The sequence below is a fragment of the Serratia sp. 2C06 genome (assembly GCF_050037615.1).
GTDB lineage: Bacteria > Pseudomonadota > Gammaproteobacteria > Enterobacterales > Enterobacteriaceae > Serratia > Serratia ureilytica.
This window is the reverse complement of the sequence record NZ_CP188299.1, coordinates 2,090,137-2,105,477: the sequence shown is the minus strand read 5'-3', so window position 1 is coordinate 2,105,477 and position 15,341 is coordinate 2,090,137. Positions and strand designations below refer to the sequence as shown.

At 59.9% G+C, this 15,341-nt stretch carries 19 protein-coding genes; 8 read left to right on the top strand and 11 right to left on the bottom strand.

Going from position 1 to position 15,341, the window contains the following annotated elements; translation table 11 throughout:
- Window positions 1–373 precede the first annotated feature (373 nt).
- A complete protein-coding gene (aqpZ, locus tag ACP3TA_RS10410) occupies window positions 374–1,069 on the top strand; it encodes an aquaporin Z (protein ID WP_033642023.1) in 696 nt (231 codons plus the stop codon).
- 57 nt (window positions 1,070–1,126) lie between these two features.
- Here the strand turns inward: aqpZ and ACP3TA_RS10405 are convergent, their stop codons facing one another.
- Window positions 1,127–1,897: a class I SAM-dependent methyltransferase gene (locus ACP3TA_RS10405; protein WP_089196630.1), complete on the bottom strand. Its 771-nt coding sequence runs from the start codon at window positions 1,895–1,897 to the stop codon at window positions 1,127–1,129.
- 117 nt (window positions 1,898–2,014) lie between these two features.
- Between ACP3TA_RS10405 and ACP3TA_RS10400 the strand changes: the two genes are divergently transcribed.
- The 3 genes from ACP3TA_RS10400 (at window position 2,015) to ACP3TA_RS10390 (ending at window position 4,301) form a co-directional block, all read left to right on the top strand.
- Window positions 2,015–2,818, top strand: coding sequence for a helix-turn-helix transcriptional regulator (locus tag ACP3TA_RS10400; protein WP_069099943.1), 804 nt, complete (start codon window positions 2,015–2,017; stop codon window positions 2,816–2,818).
- Window positions 2,819–2,925: 107 nt separating this feature from the next.
- Window positions 2,926–3,657, top strand: coding sequence for a DUF2076 domain-containing protein (locus ACP3TA_RS10395; protein WP_426784595.1), 732 nt, complete (start codon window positions 2,926–2,928; stop codon window positions 3,655–3,657).
- 95 nt (window positions 3,658–3,752) lie between these two features.
- On the top strand, window positions 3,753–4,301 hold the full coding sequence (locus ACP3TA_RS10390; RefSeq protein ID WP_046688330.1) for a GNAT family N-acetyltransferase: 549 nt from the start codon (window positions 3,753–3,755) through the stop codon (window positions 4,299–4,301).
- On the opposite strand, the gene ACP3TA_RS10385 is transcribed toward ACP3TA_RS10390, so the two are convergent.
- From ACP3TA_RS10385 to ACP3TA_RS10365, 5 genes are all read right to left on the bottom strand, one after another.
- Window positions 4,292–4,543 carry a hypothetical protein gene (locus tag ACP3TA_RS10385; RefSeq protein ID WP_033642017.1) on the bottom strand — a complete coding sequence of 84 codons (252 nt, stop codon included), beginning with the start codon at window positions 4,541–4,543 and terminating at the stop codon, window positions 4,292–4,294. The genes ACP3TA_RS10390 and ACP3TA_RS10385 overlap by 10 nt on opposite strands.
- Before the next feature lie 86 nt (window positions 4,544–4,629).
- Window positions 4,630–5,082 carry a thiol-disulfide oxidoreductase DCC family protein gene (locus ACP3TA_RS10380; RefSeq protein WP_033642016.1) on the bottom strand — a complete coding sequence of 151 codons (453 nt, stop codon included), beginning with the start codon at window positions 5,080–5,082 and terminating at the stop codon, window positions 4,630–4,632.
- A 75-nt stretch (window positions 5,083–5,157) separates the two neighbouring features.
- Window positions 5,158–5,487 carry a hypothetical protein gene (locus tag ACP3TA_RS10375; RefSeq protein ID WP_206196031.1) on the bottom strand — a complete coding sequence of 110 codons (330 nt, stop codon included), beginning with the start codon at window positions 5,485–5,487 and terminating at the stop codon, window positions 5,158–5,160.
- A gap of 151 nt (window positions 5,488–5,638) precedes the next feature.
- Window positions 5,639–6,265, bottom strand: coding sequence for an isochorismate family cysteine hydrolase YcaC (gene ycaC, locus ACP3TA_RS10370; RefSeq protein WP_004928476.1), 627 nt, complete (start codon window positions 6,263–6,265; stop codon window positions 5,639–5,641).
- Between the two features lie 116 nt (window positions 6,266–6,381).
- Window positions 6,382–7,263: a pirin family protein gene (locus ACP3TA_RS10365; protein ID WP_089194337.1), complete on the bottom strand. Its 882-nt coding sequence runs from the start codon at window positions 7,261–7,263 to the stop codon at window positions 6,382–6,384.
- Window positions 7,264–7,388: 125 nt separating this feature from the next.
- Here ACP3TA_RS10365 and ACP3TA_RS10360 point away from each other — a divergent pair, with 125 nt between their 5' ends.
- Window positions 7,389–8,297 (top strand): LysR family transcriptional regulator, encoded by a 909-nt coding sequence (locus ACP3TA_RS10360; protein WP_164119887.1) that lies wholly within the window; start codon window positions 7,389–7,391, stop codon window positions 8,295–8,297.
- On the opposite strand, the gene ACP3TA_RS10355 is transcribed toward ACP3TA_RS10360, so the two are convergent.
- Window positions 8,298–8,681 (bottom strand): VOC family protein, encoded by a 384-nt coding sequence (locus ACP3TA_RS10355; protein ID WP_033642012.1) that lies wholly within the window; start codon window positions 8,679–8,681, stop codon window positions 8,298–8,300.
- Between the two features lie 2 nt (window positions 8,682–8,683).
- A complete protein-coding gene (locus ACP3TA_RS10350) occupies window positions 8,684–9,466 on the bottom strand; it encodes a DeoR/GlpR family DNA-binding transcription regulator (RefSeq protein ID WP_033642011.1) in 783 nt (260 codons plus the stop codon).
- Between the two features lie 138 nt (window positions 9,467–9,604).
- Between ACP3TA_RS10350 and ACP3TA_RS10345 the strand changes: the two genes are divergently transcribed.
- Window positions 9,605–10,294: a hypothetical protein gene (locus tag ACP3TA_RS10345; RefSeq protein ID WP_033651048.1), complete on the top strand. Its 690-nt coding sequence runs from the start codon at window positions 9,605–9,607 to the stop codon at window positions 10,292–10,294.
- 106 nt (window positions 10,295–10,400) lie between these two features.
- Window positions 10,401–11,018, top strand: coding sequence for a hypothetical protein (locus ACP3TA_RS10340; RefSeq protein WP_033642009.1), 618 nt, complete (start codon window positions 10,401–10,403; stop codon window positions 11,016–11,018).
- A 35-nt stretch (window positions 11,019–11,053) separates the two neighbouring features.
- On the opposite strand, the gene ACP3TA_RS10335 is transcribed toward ACP3TA_RS10340, so the two are convergent.
- The 3 genes from ACP3TA_RS10335 to pagP all read right to left on the bottom strand — a co-directional run bounded on the left by ACP3TA_RS10335 (window position 11,054) and on the right by pagP (window position 12,574).
- On the bottom strand, window positions 11,054–11,317 hold the full coding sequence (locus tag ACP3TA_RS10335; RefSeq protein ID WP_019454261.1) for a putative hemolysin: 264 nt from the start codon (window positions 11,315–11,317) through the stop codon (window positions 11,054–11,056).
- Window positions 11,318–11,368: 51 nt separating this feature from the next.
- On the bottom strand, window positions 11,369–11,857 hold the full coding sequence (locus ACP3TA_RS10330; RefSeq protein ID WP_033651046.1) for a DUF2501 domain-containing protein: 489 nt from the start codon (window positions 11,855–11,857) through the stop codon (window positions 11,369–11,371).
- A gap of 126 nt (window positions 11,858–11,983) precedes the next feature.
- Window positions 11,984–12,574: a lipid IV(A) palmitoyltransferase PagP gene (gene pagP / locus ACP3TA_RS10325; RefSeq protein WP_033642007.1), complete on the bottom strand. Its 591-nt coding sequence runs from the start codon at window positions 12,572–12,574 to the stop codon at window positions 11,984–11,986.
- A gap of 1,047 nt (window positions 12,575–13,621) precedes the next feature.
- Here pagP and ACP3TA_RS10320 point away from each other — a divergent pair.
- The gene (locus ACP3TA_RS10320; RefSeq protein ID WP_206196032.1) at window positions 13,622–15,301 is read left to right on the top strand and encodes an alpha-keto acid decarboxylase family protein; all 1,680 of its coding nucleotides are present in this window, start codon (window positions 13,622–13,624) and stop codon (window positions 15,299–15,301) included.
- Window positions 15,302–15,341 lie beyond the last annotated feature (40 nt).

Here is a 15,341-nt window from a genome sequence, read left to right as displayed (position 1 = left end):
TAGCATGACACTTAGATGACAATAGGCAATTCGTCAAATGCACATCAGGCAATAAGGGTGGCTGGCAAATAGAAATGAGCAATTAACCTGAGCGTATTGAATGGAGAAAGCCGCTGGAAAAAACCGCCCGGAAATAGCCCGCCGTTTTGCTTAGGGTAAATTCTTATAGCAAAGATAAAAAAATCGGCAAACGCGCGTCAACACGGCGAAAAACGGTGTTTTTCTCATAGACAAAATAAAATGTCAGGGATTTAATACCGCCGTTATTCAAGGTGCATTAAGAAAATTCTATAGAATATCTGCATGAACTTAAAAAGCTGTTCTATAGTTTTTAGTGCTAACGCCCGTTAGTCTATTCCGCAGGATGGAATCTATGTCAAAGCGACTTTTTGCTGAATTTTTTGGCACATTTTGGTTGGTGTTTGGTGGTTGTGGTAGCGCAGTATTGGCAGCGGCATTCCCACAGCTGGGTATTGGTTTCCTCGGCGTCGCGCTCGCTTTCGGTCTGACCGTAGTGACGATGGCCTATGCCGTCGGCCATATTTCCGGCGGGCATTTTAACCCGGCGGTCACCGTCGGCTTATTCGCCGGCGGCCGTTTCGCGGCGAAAGACGTGATCCCTTACGTTATCGCACAGGTGATCGGCGGTATCGCCGCAGCGTCGGTGCTGTATTTGATCGCCAGCGGCAAAGCCGGTTTCGACGCCACGGCAGGCGGTTTCGCCTCCAACGGTTACGGCGAACACTCACCGGGCGGTTACTCTCTGCAAGCCGCAATCGTGATTGAGCTGGTGCTGACCGCCTTCTTCCTGATCGTTATTCATGGCGTGACCGACAAGCGCGCGCCGGCAGGCTTTGCCCCGCTGGCTATCGGCCTGACGCTGACGCTGATCCACCTGATCAGCATCCCGGTGACCAACACCTCCGTCAACCCGGCGCGCAGCACCGGCGTAGCGATCTTCCAGGGCACCTGGGCGCTGCAGCAGCTGTGGGTGTTCTGGCTGGTGCCGCTGGTCGGCGGCATTATCGGCGGCCTGATCTACCGCTGCCTGCTGGAAGACAAAAAATAAGCGTATCGCAGTCGATCGCGTTTCACGGGGCAGCCTTCATCGGCTGCCCCGTTGCTTTCAGCCCTTCGTCACTTCAAACATCATGATATCGCTGGTGAAGGAGCCGTCCGGCTGGATGGCGAAATGCTCCACCACCTCCTGCGACACGCTTTGCTGCAGCGCGCGGATCGCGGTGACGAAATGCGCCGGCGTGCGCATACGCGCCACCCAACTGCCGAACTCCAGCGTCAATCGATCCGCCGTCACCTCGCGTACCACCAGCCCGGCCTCGGTCAGCAACGTCAGCCACTCGCCCGGCGCATAGTTGCGCACGTGCGAGGTGTCGCGCAGCACTTCGACGGTTTGCAGGTAGATATCCAGCAGCGGGTGCCCCGGCGAGACCACGTCCATAAAGATCGCGCTGCCGCCCGGTTTGAGTACCCGCCTGACCTCGCGCAGCGCCTGGCCGACATCGCGCCAGTGGTGCGCCGAATAGCGGCTGATGACCAGATCGAAACTGGCGTCCTCAAACGGCAAAGACTCCGCCACGCCCTGCTGCTGCTGAATGTTGTTCAGGCCTTTTTCCGCCGCCGCCTGCTTCACCACCGCCAACATTTGCGCCGACAGATCGTAGGCCACCACCTGCGCTACGCTGGCCGCCGCGGTGAAGCTGGCATGCCCGGCGCCACAGCCCAGATCGAGCAAGCGCGCTTCGGCGTGCGGCGCCAGTAACTGCGCCAGACGTTGCAAATCCTTGCCCTGCGCATGCACCGCGCTGGTTAAATAGGCGTTGGCCTGCTCGCCGAACTGCCGGTCTACCGCATTGTTATGGCTGTTGCTGTTGCTCATGTTTGCTCCTGTTATTATCCGGCTTGCGCCTGTGCCTGAAGGCTTTCGGCTACTATAATCAGGCTACTATACGGGTACAATATGAGCAGTTATCCTGGTATAAATAGGTACCATGCTATGTCATCAGAAGCCTTATCCGGGCCAAAAGCCCTCGGCGCGTTTCTGCGCGCGCACCGCGAACGCATCACGCCGGAAATGATCGGCCTGCCCAGCTCTTCGCGCCGCCGCACCAGCGGCCTGCGCCGCGAAGAGCTGGCGCAAATCAGCGGCATCAGCGCCACCTGGTATACCTGGATCGAACAGGGCCGCGAGGTGTCCATTTCCCCTTTCACGCTGGCGCGCATCGCCAAAGCGCTGCGGCTCGGCCCGGCCGAACGCCACTACCTGTTTACCCTGGCGCGTATCGCCGACCCCGAGCAGGAAGCGCACCGCGAAACCGCCAATGACGCGGTGCTGCAAAGCGTGCATCAGATGACGGTGCCCTGCTATCTGCTGGACGTGAGCTGGAACGTCGTCGCCTGGAACCCGCAGGCGGCGGCGCTGTTCAGCGGCTGGCTGGATGTGGCCAACAGCCCCAACCTGCTGCACTTCATGTTCTTCCACCCGTTGGCGAAAACGCTGGTCAGCGATTGGGAAGAGCGCGCGCGCCGCGTGGTGGCCGAGTTTCGCGCCGAGACCAGCCATCATCAAAATACCGAAGAGATGCGCGCCTTCGTGCGCAACATGACGCACAACAGCGCGGACTTTAATCACTGGTGGAAGCAACATGACGTCATGGCGCGCGAAGGCGGCGAAAGAGCGTTCGAGCATCCTCAGCTAGGCGCGCTGCGCTATCGCCAACTCACCTTCCATCCGGCGGAGCACGCCGGTCTGAAGCTGGTGATGCTGATCCCGCTGCCGCAATTGGTAACAAATTCATAGGCAGGTTTACCCGCCATTTATTTATTGGTTCATGTAAACGCGCTAGGGTAATTGATACCGATGATAGTGATCATCCAGCACCGTTATTTATCTCCTGAGGTACTCCTATGCAATCCGAAGAACAACGCCTTATCGATGGTCTGTTTGGCCGCCTGAAAGAAGCCGAGACCAAGACGGGCCCACGGGATCTCCAGGCAGAGCAGCAAATCAACCAGCATATTCGCGAGCAGCCTTCCGCCCCTTATTACATGGCGCAGGCGATGATTATTCAGGAAGCGGCGCTCAAGCAGATGGATCAGCGGGTCAAAGAGCTGGAGGCCCAGGTGGCGCAGCTGCAGCAAACCGCCAACGGCCAGCAGAGCAGCGGCGGCTTCCTGGCCGGCCTGTTTGGCGGCGGCAGCCGCAGTACGCCAAGCCCGCGCGAACAGTATCAGGCGCAGCAGCAAAATACGGCGGCCTGGAACAACGCGCAGCAGCCGCAGCAACCGGCCTATGCCCCACCGCAGCAGGCGGCGCCTTCACGCGCCGGCGGCTTCCTGGGAGGCGCCTTGCAAACGGCGGCGGGCGTCGCCGGCGGCGTGGTATTGGCCGACATGCTGACCGGCATGTTCCGCCATTCGCAACCACAGGAAATCGTAAATATTATCGAGGAAACCCCGGCGCCGCTGGACGACAGCGCAATGCGCAATTTCGACGCCTCCAACAACCTGGATACCTTCAACAACGGCGATGGCGGCAGCTTCCTCAACCCGGACAACGGCTTCCAGAACGCCAACTATCAGGACGACACGGACTACGCCGACGACGATTACAGCGACGACGACGACTCCTTCCTGTAATTCCCTTCGCCCCCTCTCACCCGCAGAGGGGGATTTCCCGTTTCGCCATTCTGGTCTACAGTGAACACTGTTCATTTATCCAGCGGAGAGAAACGATGACAAGCTTTAATCCTTCCACTCCTTTCTTCAGTGAACGCCTGCAGATGCGCCCACCGGTGATGGCGGATCTCGCGCGTTTCTACGCCATCTTCGGCGATCCGCAAACGCAGCGTTTCAATCCCGCCGGCCCACTCACCAGCGAAGCGCAGGCCGCATCGGCGCTGCAAGAGAGGATTTCCGGGTGGCAACAACAGGGTTACGGTTCCTGGGCGATCGCTCTGCGCGAACGGCCGGATTGGATTATCGGCTTTGGCGGATTGTCCCGGAAACCGCTCGGGGCGCAGCGCACCGTGAACCTCGGCTATCGCTTCGATACTCGCGTCTGGGGCATGGGATTGGCCACCGAGATGGCGCGGGCATCGCTGCAATACGGTTTTGCCGGATTGGCGCTGGAGGAGATTTCCGCCATTGTGCGTGCGGAGAATCAGGCGTCGTGGCGAGTGCTGGAAAAGATCGGCATGCAGCGGGTGGATACGCTGGATGACGTGCCCGGCGCGGCGCCGAGCCTGGTGTATACGCTAAAGCGCTGCGACTATCAGGGCTGATCGTCGCTGATTTTGGCCAACGCCATGCGGTAAGATTTGACCTTCTGGCGCTTTTTCAACCAGGTGGCGGTAGAGACAATGAATACCGCGCCCGACATCGCCAATACGCCGGTTGGATGGCCATAAAACACCATCAAGGCAAAGTAGACGGCGGAAACGATCGCCACCCATTTCGCCGTATTGCCCATGTCGTTTTTCTCTTGGGTCAAACGGCGGATGTGCTCTTCTTCACTGATTCCCATACGCGCTCCTTGTTGGCTGAATGCCCCATTATATGGAGCTGGAGTGCTGATATTTCAAGCGGTTGGATGGTAAAGAAGCGTAAAGCTCAGGCCGGCGGCTCCCGCCGCCGAGGCAGATAGCGCCCGGGCTGGTCGGCACCCGGCAGGCCGCTGCCGTCGTTGCGGCCAAACAGCCGGTAGCGATTGCCGGCGACCGCATCGTAGATCTTGTCCGCCAGTCGCGGCGGCAAGCAACGCGCCAGCGCCAGCGCGCGGTACGGCCATCCCACTTGGCGCAGCGCCCGAAACAACGCCGCCGAACGCAGCCAACAGCGCCCCTGTTCCACATAGACCACGGAATCGAAACGGTCGGTCGGCAATCCCAGCGCCTGCAGGATTGCCTGCCCTTCGACGGATTGCACCGTCGCCAACAGAATGCGCCGCTGCCGATCGGCGCGAACAAGGTATCTCACCAGCCCATGACACAGGTTGCATTCGCCGTCGAACAACAACGCGCGATCGCCGGGCTGCAGATAAGGCAGCTGTGATAAAGGGGTCATCCCGCCTCCCGAAAAATGCTCGCCTTAGCCTAACGCGCCTGGTGCGCCCAGGCCAGAGCGGGATGACGGGGCGTGTTAAGGCCCGGGCGGTGCGTCAGGCACCGCCACCACCGCGACGCGCACTTCGTAATGTTTGGCGCTGCCCGCCGGGATCACCGCCGTCAGTTTGTTGATGGTTTCCACCGGATTGTCGCTGGCCGAGGTGGCGCAGAACAGCTCACCGCCGCGGCAGAACCCCGGCTTGGGCGGGTGCCCGCCCGGGAAAGGCGGCATGCGCATCGGTTCATCCGCCATAGTCGGCAACGCTTTGGCCGCAGGCGCCTCGGGGGCAGACATCGCGCTCGCGCTGAACAACAGCGCCATGCCCATGCAGGGCAGCGCCAGGATCTTGATTACTTGTTTCATTGAGTTTGCCTCATTTGCCGGGTTCGGGATTACGCTACCCCGCCCCCGGCACATGAGAAAGCCGCTTTTCGCTACCTTTTCGCCCCGCTGCGCTTTGCTTACACGCGCTTAACGTGATGAGAGGCAAAAGGTTGGGTAAAGGGCCGTCGCGTTACTTGCCGTTCGTCAGCGTGTTGTAGCTGGTCATCAGATTGCGGTAGTCCGGGATATGGTTGGAGAACAGCGTGCCCAGGCCTTCGATGTCGTTGCGCCAGTCGCGGTGCAGCTCGCAGGCGACGCCGAACCAGGTCATCAGCTGCGCGCCGGCGGCCTCCATGCGGCTCCAGGCCGACTGACGCGTCAGCTCATTGAAGGTGCCGGAGGCGTCGGTCACCACAAAGACCTCGAAACCTTCATTGAGCGCCGACAGCGCCGGGAATGCCACGCACACTTCGGTCACTACGCCGGCGATGATCAGCTGCTTGCGGCCGGTGGCTTTTACCGCCTTGACGAAATCGTCGTTGTCCCAGGCGTTGATCTGGCCAGGGCGAGGAATGAAGGGAGCATCGGGGAATTGGGCTTTCAGTTCCGGCACCAGCGGGCCGTTGGGGCCGTTTTCGAAACTGGTGGTAAGAATGGTCGGCAGGTTGAAGTACTTCGCTAAATCACCCAGCGCCAGCACGTTGTTTTTAAACCGATCGGGATCGATATCACGCACCAGCGAAAGCAGCCCTGCCTGATGATCCACCAGCAATACGGCGGCCTGGTCTTTGTCGAGGCGCTTGTAATTTGCAGTCATGGTTTTACTCCTGTGGGGTTGATGTTGCGGATGAAACGCCCCGCCGCAGGGAGGGGCGTTGAGGTTTAAGTGTAGCGCCTGAGCCGGGGAACACGGTCCGCCCCAGGCGCCAAGGTTCAACCGGCGCTCGCTTCGGCGTTCATGCTGCCGAACTTGCCGCTGTTGAAATCGCGGAACGCCTGCTGGATTTCCGCGTCGCTGTTCATGACGAACGGGCCGTAGCCGACGATAGGCTCATCGATCGGTTCGCCGCTCAGCACCAACAGCGCGACGTCGTTGTTGGCTTCGATGGTGATCGCATCCCCCGCCCGGTCGAAACGCACCATTTGGGTTTCGCGCACCACGTCTTCACCGTTAACCAGGATCGCGCCGTGCAGCATCACCAGCGCCAGCGTATGGCCTTCTTTCACCGTCAGCGTGGTGGTATGGCCGGCATTCAGCTTCATGTCCCACACGTTAAGCGGGCTGAAGGTGCGCGCCGGGCCGGCGTGGCCGCCAAAGTCACCGGCGATCACCCGCACCTGCCCTGCGCCGTCCGCCAGAGGAACCACCGGAATATCGGCGTTCAGCAGCGTCTGATAGCCCGGCTCGGCCATTTTGTCCTTGGCCGGCAGGTTGACCCACAGCTGCACCATTTCCATGGTGCCGCCCTTGCGCGAGAAGTCCCGCGAATGGAACTCTTCGTGCAGAATGCCGGAGGCGGCGGTCATCCACTGGACGTCGCCGGGGCCAATCACCCCGCCGCTGCCGGTCGAGTCGCGGTGTTCCACTTCGCCCTGATAGACGATGGTCACCGTTTCAAACCCGCGATGCGGGTGCTGACCCACGCCACGGGTGCCGGAGGCGGAGCGGAATTTGGTTGGCGCTGCGTGATCCAGCAGCAGGAACGGGCTCATTTCCGCTCCCAAATCGTTATAAGAGAACAGCGAATTCACCAGGAAACCGTTACCGACCCAATGTGCTTCCGGGCTGTTGTGAATACCGAGGATTTTTTTCATCTTGAACTCCCGTTTCAGACCTCACGGCCTTAAGTTGATGTCAGAAGTTTAATCCGCCGGGGTTTGCTGCAGTAGTAGGCAAGATGTACACTCAGCGTTCTACTGGTAGAACGATAAGGGATGCGATGCTGACCGATCTGAACGACCTGTTTTTCTTCGCCAGCGTGGTCGATCACCAGGGATTCGCCCCCGCCGGCCGGGCGCTGGGCATTCCCAAATCCAAACTCAGCCGCCGCGTGGCGCTGCTGGAAGAGCGGTTGGGCGTGCGCCTGATCCAGCGCTCGACGCGGCGCTTCTCGGTGACCGAGGTCGGCCAAACCTATTACGCGCACTGCAAGGCGATGCTGGTGGAAGCGGAAGCCGCGCAGCAGGCGATCGAGCAGACGCGCGCCGAGCCCTGCGGCACGGTGCGCATGTCCTGCCCGGTGGCGATCCTGCACACTCGCGTCGGCAGCATGGTGGCGGCCTTTATGGCCGATTATCCCAAGGTGACGGTGCATCTGGAGGCCACCAACCGCCGGGTGGACGTGGTGGGGGAAGGGTTGGATCTGGCGATCCGCGTGCGGCCGCCGCCGCTGGAGGACAGCGATCTGGTGCTGAAGATCCTCGCGCAGCGCACCTGGTGCGTCGCCGCCAGCCCGGCGCTGGTGCGCACCCTCGGGCCGGCGCAAACGCCGGAAGACCTGCGTAAATACCCGACGCTCGATCTCGGCCCGGCGCGCGGCCAGCACCAATGGCGGCTGACCGGCCCGCAGGGTGAACGCGTGGAGTGGGAACACACGCCGCGACTGGTCACCGACGACATGCTGATGCTGCGCACCGCCGCCATCGCCGGCGCCGGCATCGTACAACTGCCGGCGATGATGATGCGCGACGACATGCTGCGCGGCGAGCTGGTGCAACTGTTGCCTGGCTGGCAGCCGCAGGGCGGCGTGGTGCACGCGGTCTACCCGTCGCGCCGCGGCCTGCTGCCGGCGGTGCGGCTGCTGCTCGACTATCTGGGTGAGCAGTTCGCCAGCATTGAAGAAGAGTAATCAGGCGGTGATTTCGATCGCGTTGCCGTCCGGATCGCGAATGACCGCCTCGTAGAAGCCGTCGCCGGTCCAGCGTGGCGCGGACAGCAAGATGCCCTCCTGCCGTGCGCGCTGCGCCAACCGATCGACCTGCCGCTCATCCCCCAGCGACAGCGCGATGTGCGCCCAGCCCACCCGCTCCTCCTGCGCCTGCGCCGGCAGCAACGTCGGCACGCGCATGATCTCCAGCGTTGGCCCGGCCGCCAGGCTGACGAAGCGGGAAACGAACCCCGGCCGATTGCGGCTGACGTACTCCTCCCCCGCTTCACCGTTGAAATAGCGCTGCCAGAACGCCAGCTGCGCGTCGATGTCACGGGTCCACAGGGCAACATGGGCTATTTTCATCATCATTCTCCGGTCGATAAATCGCTGTGCCAGATCTGGCCGCCGCCCTGCGCCACCTGCTGCTCAAGCTGCGGGTGCGCGCCGCGCGCCGTCACCAGATGATCCACCCGCCCGGCGGGCAGGAAGGGGTAGGGGGCGTAGGTATTGAGTTTGTCGCGGGTGCACAGCACCGCCACGCTGCCGGCGCGCGTCAGCAACCGCTTTTTGAACGTGGCGTCCTGGTAACTCAACGCGGAGAAGCCGCCGGCCGGGTCGTAGGCGCAAATGCCGGTGAACACCAGATCGAAATGAAATCCGTCGATCTCTTCCGCCGCCTTGGCGTCCACGCAGCCGCCGACCTGCGCATCCAGTTCGCCGCCGATCAGGATGGTGCGGATCCCCGGCCGTTCCAGCATTTTGCCGGCGATGCTCAACGCATTGGTTACCACCGTCAAACGCCGATCGCGCGGCAACAGATCCGCCAGATACAGGTGGGTGCTGCCGGCATCGAGGAAGATCAGCTGTTCTTCGCCGATCACCCCCAGCGCGGTCTGCGCCAGCGCCAGCTTCTCATCGCCGCTGAGGGCAATGCGCGCCGCAACGGGGCCTTCGGCCGGCGTCGGCGCCAGCGCACCGCCATAGATGCGTTTGCACAGATTCTGTGCCGCCAGCTGACGCAGGTCGCGGCGGATGGTCGCTTCGGTGGTATTCAGCCGCTGCGCCATCTCCAGAGCCAGCACTCGCCCCTGTTGGCGGAGCGTGTCGAGAATGGCCTGATGGCGCTCATTCGGTAACAGTTTGGACATCATGTCAATCCGGCGATGCTAAAGTGATCATGAATGTACACAAACGTACACAATCGAACAAACACTTTTTTGGCAACACTCAAGCGGCGGCGCTCGTCTAGACTGAAAGTGACATCACAGATAAGGGATTATGACGCGATGACTTCCGCCGTGCTTTATACGCTGTTTCCCGCCGCAGCCACCGTCGTCGGCGCAGCGGTGGCGCTCTATCGCCGCCCCGGCGACGCCGCGATGCGCGTCATCCATCACTTTACCGCCGGCATCGTGTTCGCCGCCGCCGCCACCGAAATCTTGCCCGATCTCAAACAGCAGTCGCCTTTGGCGGTGTTGCTGGGCGGCGCTGTGGGGGTGCTGTTAATGTTGCTGGTTCGGCGGCTGGGCGAAAAAGCGCAGGGGCCGGTCGGTTTTATCGCCGCGGTCGGCGTCGATATCTTTATCGATGGGCTGGTGCTGGGCATTGCCTTCGCGGCCGGCGCCAAAGCCGGCCTGCTGTTGACGCTGGCGTTAACGCTGGAAGTGCTGTTCCTGGGATTGTCGATCGTCGGCGATTTGCAAGACTTTCTCGGCAGGCGGCTGCGCGTCATGGCTGCGATAGTCGGCCTGGCGCTGCTGTTGCCCATCGGCGGCCTGCTGGGGGCGCCGGTGGCCATGCTGGGCGCATTTTGGCTGACCGCCTTTCTGGCCTTTGGCCTGATCGCCCTGCTCTACCTGGTGACCGAAGAGCTGCTGGTCGAAGCGCATGAAGGCGGAAAGGAAACCCCGTTCGCCGCCGCGATGTTCTTTGCCGGCTTCCTGCTGCTGTTGCTGTTGGAAGAAGGTTTAGGATAAAAAAACAGGAATTTCATGGCGCATGCCGCCCGGTGGCAACGCTTTGGCTATACTGAGGCAAGCGAAGTTACCGCAGACGTAACGGCTTGGGCGTAAAGGGAAAACGATGTTATTGACGATCGCAAGGTGGCTGTTTCAATTACCCGGGAAGCTGTTTGGGCTGATTTTTAAAAATCGCCTGAGGGTATTTCTGTTCTTCATGCTGGTCGCCCTCGGGGTGCTCGGCGTCAAGCGCTATCTGCTCACCCACCAGTATGACGACGAATTCAGCCTCGCCGCCCCCACCGATTACAACCGCGCCATCAAGCGCGAAATGCCGCAGCGCGAAGCGCGTGAGCAATGCGGCGGGCCGCTGCACGATAATGCCGGGCAACCCTGGCCCGCGTCAGCCGGCTATCTGCATCAGCCGACCGGCCTGCCCGCAACCGGCCTGCATCGGCTGACGCTGGACAATCAAGGCAACGATTTCGCGGTGTTGGTCAAAATGGAAACGCCCGCCGCGCCGCAGCAGCTGGCGGAAGTCTTTATTCCGGCCGCCGGCAGCTTCGAGGTTAAAATGAATGCGGATGCGGAACACGTGATGAAAATCAAGAACATCAAGACCGGCTGCATGTTCCGCTCCAGGCCGTTCAACCTGGATAAACGGAGCGATTGGCGCATACCGTTATCGCTGCAAAAGGACGGCAGCCTGCAGCTGCAGTCGATAGGCGATCGGCAATTCTGATCGGGCGCCGGGCAGAGTCGCCGGCGCCGCAGAGGTTACTTTTTCACCGGGTGATCGCGGCGGAACAGCTCCCAACTTTCAATTTCCTGCCCATTCGGCAGCGTACAGGTCGAATACTGGCCCGCCGCGTTTTCTTTGGCGTTCAGCTTGCCGCCGATTTTGGTGCAATACACGTCGGCCGGGTTCGCCATGCCGATCGGTTTCACCTGCGGCGGTGGCGGCGCATCGTTGGATTTCACGGAACACCCCTGCAACATCGTCATCCCTGCCAGCAGGGAAAGCATCAACGTTTTTTTCATTTTTCCAGCTTATGCAAAATACCCACGGCGGAACGCTCCGCCGTGGGTTGATCATGAAATAAAGGATTTGCCCTGTTTCAGCACCAGATCGCAGGCTTTTTGTTTCACCTTCTCGGTGATCTGCGAGGTGCCCAGGCTGTTGAGATCCAGGCTCTTGCCTTCACCGGTCTGCAGCAAGCCACCCAGGCCCTGCTGATAATCCTGGCTCTTGGCGTTTTCAGTGCTGGTGATGCCCAGTTTGCTGAGCAACTGATCTTTCACCCCTTCGGCGCCGTTAGCCGACAGCACGTTGTTTTTCACACAGTACTGCAGGATGCCGGCGGCGTTGGTCATGCTGCTGGAGCTTAACGCCTTGTCGCCGCCGTTCAGCAGGCCGGTCAACGAGGAGAGCGACATGCCGCCGCCGCTTTCGCCGCCAGACTTGCTCAGTTCGCCCGCCGCGCTGTTGAGAGAATCCATCAGACCGGCGGCCTGGGTGGCGCCGCTGGCCAGGGTCGCGGACAGCGCCAAAGCCAGCAGTAAACGATGTTTGGTGATCATAGTGATAAAACTCCTGTAAGAACGGCATGCAATCGGCGCAGCGCGCCGGGATACCTCTCCGACGCCGCCTGCGGCGACAAGTTCCTTTTATCTCGCCGCCGCGCCGTTTTTCGGAATTCAGGAAGTTTAGAACTGCCAGCGCAGCCAGGCGAAGAACACGTTGCCGTTGTTATAGGTGCCGGGAATGTAGGTCGCCTGGAACGTCAGCCGCTGATAGCCGATAGAAGCCAGCGGCAGCGGCGCCGGGATAGGAATATATTTCCAGTTATCGCGCGCGGTGACGCTGGCGGTGAAACCCAGCCCCAGGCGGAAATCCTTGTCATCCAACGGACGCCAGATCTTCTCGTAGGCGTAGCCGCCGATCGGCTCCCACTTGTTGAAGGAATCCTTGAACGCCATGATGTAGATGCCGTGCCAGTCACCGTCGCTGTCGTAGCGGGAGATGCCATAACCGGCGCCCCACGGGCGCTCGTTGTACTTATCGATATGTTCGTCATCGTAAGTCCAACGGTTATGCCAGGTGATGGCCGGAATATAGAGATCGTGGTTCGGCGAATTGTTCCAGGTCTCCGACACGTTATGGGTAAAGCGCTGCCATAGACCCGGTTTTTCGGCCTGCGCGGTATTGCCACTTTCTGTACTAACCTCAGCGTAAGAAGGCAGTGCAGGAAATATCAACGCCAGAGAACATGCCAACAGAGTCCGTTTGAGAAACATGGTAAAGCTCCTGTAAAAATACGGCCGAAGATTTTTACCGATAGCCCAGGCAAGATCAAGCTGTATCCAATTTATCCAACGCCCGTTTCGCTTTGGTTAAACTTAGCATCGGAAAATTCGCATTGGTTTATAACGGGTTGCACCGACATCTGCATGTTAGCGCCTTTCGGACGGCAAAACCGTGGGAAAAGTCCGCTTTGTCGTTCGCTACTCGCGGGCCAGGTGCTTGACCAACACATCGACATCGAGGCGGTTCACGAACGCCAGAGAATAAGGCCGAACAGTCGATTTTAAAACGCCGAAGGGTGACGCGCGGCAACGGCAACCCATCACGCTCGTCGTGGATCAGCACCAGCACATGTCGATAGCTTTTCATGGCTATTTCCCCCTCAGACGAGCCCCGCTGGGACGCAGGCCCTTTGGTAGGTATACGCCATCCAGGCGCACGTAGAGAAAAGTTTACGTATCGGCCCCAAGGAATGTGATGGTCGCCACGTTATATTAGCGCTCGTAACGACGCTTGTTTACGCCGGCCCGAGGCGGCGCGCATTGCAGCCCCGTAAAGTAAAACTGACAACACGACGCGAATAAAAAAGCGACATTGTTAATTTTTTGTTTTTGATTGGTTGCGCGATGGTTTCATGAAATAAGCGTGCGGCGGATCACCAAAATGCCTCTTTGCGCCGGCTTCTGCCTTTATTTACCAGCAAAGTAGCGTTACGCCACCCGATGGGATTTAACGCGGCGTCAAAAGTACCGGATGATTCGCTCTGCATCATGATAAATGCCAATACGCCGCCATTTTTCTGTCGATATACCGCCAGGGAAAAATACCGCACCGTCCTCCTGCATAATAACCACACTATTTATACATCATTCAATCGCGTAAAGCGCCGAATACAAACCGCCTATTCAACGGCTGCCACGCCTGTCTTGAACAAGACGACACTTTAAATAACTGTTAATGCTAACGACACAACATCGCCAGCAATTTATTTTTGCTGATTTTCGCCTGACAAAATAAAGATAAATAATCCGGAGCAATCAATGAAAATAACTATCGGGTCATTCATTCTGCAACAGCTTCACGCCCTGAACGTCGATCGTATTTACGGCGTGCCCGGCGACTATAATCTCAGCCTGCTGGAGCTGCTGGAAAACGACGAGCGGCTGGCGTTTGTCGGCAACTGCAATGAATTGAACGCCTCCTACGCCGCCGACGGTTACGCCCGCATGAAAGGCGCCGGCGCGCTGATCGTCACCTACGGCGTCGGCGATCTGGCCGCGCTGTCCGGCATCGCCGGGGCCTATGCCGAATCTTCGCCGGTTATCTGCATCGCCGGCACGCCGCCGCTGCATGCGATGAAAAATCACCAGCTCTTGCACCATACCCTGGGCGATGGCAATTTCGACAACGTCATGAACTGCTTTAAACAATTCACCGTTGCGCAAGCCTTGATTACGCCGGAAAATGCCGCACAAGAAATCCCACGCGTTATTTCCCGCGCCTGGATAGAGAAGAAACCGGTGTATTTACAGCTGCCGTCGGATATTTGCGATGTGGAAATTGAAATCGCCGCGGCGGCGACGGCACCGCAATTACCGGCCAGCGATAAATACAATGTGCAATTAGCGGCGATGGCGCTGTTAACCAAAATCAAACGCGCACAGCGCCCAATCATGTTGGTCGATCAAATGGTGGATCGCTACCAGTTGCAGCAGTTGGTCATCGCGGTCGCTCACCGCTTCACCATTCCGCTGACCAATATGCCCACCGCCAAATGCATTATCCCGGAAAACACCGCCGGTTGGATGGGCAGCTACAGCGGCAATCTGTCGCGCCCCGAACTGTATGAACACATGGCCCACTCGGACTGCGTGCTGAGCTTCGGCGTGCGTTTGGTGGATTCCACCACCGGCTATTTCTCCCAGCACATTCCCGCCGCCGCTCAGGTGGACATCCAACCGTTCTCAATGAAGCTGGACAACACCTCCTACCCGGCGGTGTCGACGGCGGATCTGCTGCAGGCGCTGTTGGATCTGAGCGAAGACGCGCCGGCGCAGCCCCTGGCGCCGTTGGCCAGCCCGCATGAGAAGCTGGCGACGCCGAGCGACGCGCCTATCGACCAGGCCTATCTGTGGCGGCGCATCCAACGCTTCATCCGGGCGGATGACGTGGTGGTGGTGGAAAACGGCACCTCCGGCGCGGCCATCGGCGGCATGCGCATGCCGGACGGCGTCAAGGTGGTCAACCAACCGATTTGGGGCTCAATCGGCTATACCCTGCCGGCGCTGCTCGGCACCCTGATGGCGGCCCCTGAACGCCGCCACCTGCTGTTCATCGGCGACGGCTCTTTCCAGTTGACCGCGCAGGAAGTGTCCACCCTGCTGCGCTGCGAGCAAAAGCCGATCATCTTCCTGATCAATAACGACGGCTACACCATCGAACGCTATATCCTCGGCGAAAGCTCGTCCTACAACGACATCAGCCCGTGGGACTACGCCAAACTGCCGGCGGTGCTGAATACTCGATCGCAGCCGTTCAGCGTGGCGGTGGAAACCACGCAACAGCTGGAAATGGCCCTGGAACACGCCTCGCGGCAGGATAGGCTGGCGTTTATCGAGGTGAAAGTGCCGATGATGGACACGCCGCCGGTGATGAAAGAGTTCTGCAACCGTTGCAACAGCTTTAACTTCGGCCTGACCAACCCGCGCCGCAGCGCCTGATGCGCGATCGCGCCGCCGGTGACTCAGGCCACCGGCGGCG

What these genes read in the sequence shown, in the direction of transcription:
- ACP3TA_RS10375 (WP_206196031.1), bottom strand. Translation starts at nt 5,487, where the DNA reads ATGAAACAAGTAATCAAGATCCTGGCGCTGCCCTGCATGGGCATGGCG.
- ACP3TA_RS10360 (WP_164119887.1), top strand. Translation starts at nt 7,389, where the DNA reads ATGCTGACCGATCTGAACGACCTGTTTTTCTTCGCCAGCGTGGTCGAT.
- ACP3TA_RS10330 (WP_033651046.1), bottom strand. Translation starts at nt 11,857, where the DNA reads ATGATCACCAAACATCGTTTACTGCTGGCTTTGGCGCTGTCCGCGACC.
- ACP3TA_RS10340 (WP_033642009.1), top strand. Translation starts at nt 10,401, where the DNA reads ATGTTATTGACGATCGCAAGGTGGCTGTTTCAATTACCCGGGAAGCTG.
- aqpZ (WP_033642023.1), top strand. Translation starts at nt 374, where the DNA reads ATGTCAAAGCGACTTTTTGCTGAATTTTTTGGCACATTTTGGTTGGTG.
- ACP3TA_RS10365 (WP_089194337.1), bottom strand. Translation starts at nt 7,263, where the DNA reads ATGAAAAAAATCCTCGGTATTCACAACAGCCCGGAAGCACATTGGGTC.
- ACP3TA_RS10345 (WP_033651048.1), top strand. Translation starts at nt 9,605, where the DNA reads ATGACTTCCGCCGTGCTTTATACGCTGTTTCCCGCCGCAGCCACCGTC.
- ACP3TA_RS10350 (WP_033642011.1), bottom strand. Translation starts at nt 9,466, where the DNA reads ATGTCCAAACTGTTACCGAATGAGCGCCATCAGGCCATTCTCGACACG.
- ACP3TA_RS10395 (WP_426784595.1), top strand. Translation starts at nt 2,926, where the DNA reads ATGCAATCCGAAGAACAACGCCTTATCGATGGTCTGTTTGGCCGCCTG.
- ycaC (WP_004928476.1), bottom strand. Translation starts at nt 6,265, where the DNA reads ATGACTGCAAATTACAAGCGCCTCGACAAAGACCAGGCCGCCGTATTG.
- pagP (WP_033642007.1), bottom strand. Translation starts at nt 12,574, where the DNA reads ATGTTTCTCAAACGGACTCTGTTGGCATGTTCTCTGGCGTTGATATTT.
- ACP3TA_RS10390 (WP_046688330.1), top strand. Translation starts at nt 3,753, where the DNA reads ATGACAAGCTTTAATCCTTCCACTCCTTTCTTCAGTGAACGCCTGCAG.
- ACP3TA_RS10380 (WP_033642016.1), bottom strand. Translation starts at nt 5,082, where the DNA reads ATGACCCCTTTATCACAGCTGCCTTATCTGCAGCCCGGCGATCGCGCG.
- ACP3TA_RS10355 (WP_033642012.1), bottom strand. Translation starts at nt 8,681, where the DNA reads ATGAAAATAGCCCATGTTGCCCTGTGGACCCGTGACATCGACGCGCAG.
- ACP3TA_RS10385 (WP_033642017.1), bottom strand. Translation starts at nt 4,543, where the DNA reads ATGGGAATCAGTGAAGAAGAGCACATCCGCCGTTTGACCCAAGAGAAA.
- ACP3TA_RS10405 (WP_089196630.1), bottom strand. Translation starts at nt 1,897, where the DNA reads ATGAGCAACAGCAACAGCCATAACAATGCGGTAGACCGGCAGTTCGGC.
- ACP3TA_RS10335 (WP_019454261.1), bottom strand. Translation starts at nt 11,317, where the DNA reads ATGAAAAAAACGTTGATGCTTTCCCTGCTGGCAGGGATGACGATGTTG.
- ACP3TA_RS10400 (WP_069099943.1), top strand. Translation starts at nt 2,015, where the DNA reads ATGTCATCAGAAGCCTTATCCGGGCCAAAAGCCCTCGGCGCGTTTCTG.
- ACP3TA_RS10320 (WP_206196032.1), top strand. Translation starts at nt 13,622, where the DNA reads ATGAAAATAACTATCGGGTCATTCATTCTGCAACAGCTTCACGCCCTG.